At 68.7% G+C, this 3,434-nt stretch carries 3 protein-coding genes; all 3 read right to left on the reverse strand.

What is annotated here, in order from left to right; genetic code table 11:
* Positions 1-1,149 (reverse strand): hypothetical protein (locus E1266_RS36375; RefSeq protein WP_132055009.1); only part of this gene is annotated, 1,149 nt, incomplete at its 3' end.
* A gap of 161 nt (positions 1,150-1,310) precedes the next feature.
* Positions 1,311-2,177, reverse strand: coding sequence for a glutamate ABC transporter substrate-binding protein (locus tag E1266_RS36380; RefSeq protein WP_243719331.1), 867 nt, complete (start codon positions 2,175-2,177; stop codon positions 1,311-1,313).
* Positions 2,174-3,434: hypothetical protein (locus E1266_RS36385; RefSeq protein ID WP_207946135.1), on the reverse strand; the 1,261-nt coding region annotated here is incomplete at its 5' end. The genes E1266_RS36380 and E1266_RS36385, both read right to left, overlap by 4 nt.

The following is a 3,434-nucleotide window of genomic DNA, read 5'->3' on the forward strand; positions in this document are numbered from 1 at the left end:
GAGGCGGACTGTTGCGGCGGAGGGGTCCCAGAACACCTCGTCGCTTTCCAGTTCTAGGGACTGGGCGGCGGTCAGGACGGCGCATAGGAGTTCGTCGCGGGTTCGGACGGCCATGAGGGGGCCTATCTGGGCTACGGCGCCGGAGCATTCCGAGAGGGTTCGGAGGAGGGCCTTGAGGGCGGCCTCGTCCTCGGGGGGACGTGTCGGTTCCACGCCTGGGGGGAGGCCGGGTTCGATGCGGGCTAGGCCGCGCCTCACCTCGCCGCGGGGGGTGTCGTGCAGGCCGTTGCGGGGGAGGTCGGCGCCGGTTGAGATGAGCAGCGCGCTGAAGGCGCCGGCCAGGTCTTCAGCGGCCTGGCCGCCGAGGAAGTACCGGCGGCGCTCGGGGGAGCCGGGGGCCGGTCCGTCCGAGCCCTCGGTGGTGCGGAAGCGGACGTTGAGGCGGCTGGCGCGCACGCAGCGCTCGTACATCTCGCCGAGGATGTCGTCCAGCTGGTCGTCGCGCGTCCAGAGCCGTCCCGTGGCGGTGACGGCGTCGCCGTGGGGGCGGGGGCGGCCGGTGAGCGCCGCGGTGACCGTGTCGTCGAGCTCGCCCTCGGTGAACTGCAGCAGTTCGGCGACGACGTCCTCGACGTCCTCCAGCGTCCGGGTGAGGGTGCGCTGGAGGGCGAGGATCTCCTCGCCGCCGCGTTCCAGGTCGGCGAGCCGGCCCAGGGCGGTGTCGACCTTGCCTTCGATCTCCTCGGCGCCCGTCCGGGTGACGGTCCGCACGGACGTCTCCACCTCGCCGAGCTTGCGGCGCAGCGCGGCCAGCGTGATCCGCTGCTGCTCCAGGTCGCGGAGCCGGCCGGCCTGGGTCCGCAGGAACTCGTCGGCCTGGTGGACGAGCCCGGCGAGTTCCTCGACCTGCCCGGTGTTCTGGCGGAGCCGGGTGTCGAGGGCGGGCAGCACGTCCTGCTTGACGCGCGACAGTTCGGCGGTGAGCTGCTCGCCCACCGTGACCAGGACGTTGTTCTGTTTGGTGACCTGTTCGTTCAGTTCGTCGATCCGGCGGGAGAACGCGTTCGACTGATCCCGGCTCTGCTTGCCCGCGTACAGCTCGAGCGCCCCGACCACGACGCACATCACCACCAGGATGACCGTCGTCATTGCACTCCTCGGGGGTGACGGTGATTACCGGACCGATTTTTGATCGCGACCATAACTTACGATCACGCGGGCCGACCGTAACTTACGTAACCGACTGATCTCAGTGACCGGCCAAGGTCCGTGCCATTCAGTGAGTGCTCGAATACCGTTCGTGATGGACGTCAGATGCAGCCTTCGAATTGCGGGACGGTGGTCGTCAGGTCCAGTCCGGTGGGGGCGAACCAGCGCTTGAGCTGCAGGCGCATCGTGCCGTCCTGGTACATCTTCGTGATGGCCTCGTTCACCGCTTCGCAGCCTTCGACGTCGTCCTGCCGGAGGCCGACGCCGTAGCGCTCGTCGGAGAAGGGCGCGTTCACGAGCCTCATGTACTCGCCCTTCTTGGCGGCCTCCGAGGCGAGGCCCGCGAGGATCAGGTCGTCGGTGGAGACGGCGTCCACGTCGCCCGCGATCAGCTTGTTGAGGCAGTCGGTATACCCCTCGGCCTCGACGGGCACCGCGCTGACGCTCTGTTCCGTGCGAACGCGCTGGAACGACTGCGACCCCGGGACCATGCAAAGCCGTTTACCGGCCAGATCGTGCAGATCCCCGATCGACGCGGGATTGGCCTTCCGGACGAGAATGTCCTGGTGGGCGACATAGTAGGGGCCCGCGAACTTCACTTTCGTCTTGCGTTCCGGGGTGATGGAGTAGGTGCCCACGACCATGTCCACCGCGCCCGACTGGATGAGTTCCTCGCGGTCCTTGGACGCCACTCTCCGGAACGTCACGTTCGCGGCGGGGACTTTCAGGTGCCTGGCGATCTCCTTGGCCATGCGGATGTCGAAACCCTCGTAGGAGTCGTATCCGTCCGCCGGTTCGCCGATCTGCTGCCCGAGGCCGGGCTGGTCCCGCTGGACGCCGATGACCAGGCCGTCCGTGCCGGCGACGGACGACGTCGCCTCCCCCACGGTCCCGCATGCGGCGGCGAGGAGCGCGAACGCCGCGGCCGCCGCCGCCCATCTCGGGGACCGCAGGCCCCGTCCCCTCACTTCGACCACCGGTACTCGGCCAGGCGGGGACGCACTCCGATGAGCACGAGCAGGGCGATGGCGACGCCCGCGATGGGCAGCACCGTGTACCAGCCGCTCGTTCCGTCGTCTCCGTCCTTCACTGCTTCGTCGAACTCCTTCTGGTGAAGGCCGATGAGGCTCTGCAGGGACCTGTCGTACACGGCGAAGTCCTCGGCGGCGGAAGCGCGCGCCGCGATGGCCTCCGAGCGCTTCCCGGCGTGGACGAGGTCCCTCATCTGGCGGTCGTTCGCCTGCACCTTCTGGTAATCGGCCAGGGCCTTGTTGAGGGCGTTCACCATTTGCGACAGCTGCTCTCCCGATTCCGTGGGCCGGTTGGCCTCGGTACCGAGGAAGCCGAGGAAACGGGCACGTCCGGGTTCGAACGACAGGTCTCCCTGCACGGCCTTGTTGTACTCGGTCAGGTTCCCTGCCGGGAGGTAGAGGACGGTCTGGGACTTGCTCAGGTAGACCTGCTCGTAGGCGTCGGCCCTATCCGGGTCGAGAAGGAAGCGGGTCTCGTCCGCGGCGGCGCTGTTGCTGATGGCTCGTGCCCGAGCGAGAGAGAGGATCGAGTCGAAACCGTCCTCCTTGGCCTGGCGGAGATGGCTCGCCTGACCGGACAGCATGGCCGTGCCCGTCACGACCAGGACGAGTGACGCAAGCGTGGCCAGGGCCAGCGGCACGTTCAGCATCCGGCGGAAGCGCTTCGCCAGGTACAGCTGGAAACCGGCCAGGACGACGAGCAGCGCCAGCCCGGTGATGAGGACCCACATCCGCCCGGTGAGCACGGCGGACCGCTTGTCCTCGTAGGTGTGCCGGACGAGGGTGCCGTTGTCGAGCGTGAGGTTGTACGCCTTGGGCAGCAGGTCCAGTTTCATCAGGTCGGTCGCCTGCCGGTACAGGCCGATGACCTCCGCGGACGGCGCCCCGGACGCGCGGTCGGACTGCCGGTCGAGCAGCAGGGCCTGCCCGGCGAGGCGCTCGTAGCGGCCGAGCGCGTCCAGCACGTCGCGGGCCGTGTTCTCCTCGGTGCGCTCGTCGGCGAGCTTGGCCGCCTTGAGCAACGCGTCGCCCGCCTTCAGCCGGTTGTCGTTGTAGCGGGCCAGTGCCTGCAGGGACCTGTCGTACACGGCGAAGTCCTCGGCGGCGGAAGCGCGCGCCGCGATGGCCTCCGAGCGCTTCCCGGCGTGGACGAGGTCCCTCATCTGGCGGTCGTTCGCCTGCACCTTCTGGTAA

The organism is Actinomadura sp. 7K534 (assembly GCF_004348575.1).
In the GTDB taxonomy this organism is placed as follows: domain Bacteria; phylum Actinomycetota; class Actinomycetes; order Streptosporangiales; family Streptosporangiaceae; genus Spirillospora; species Spirillospora livida.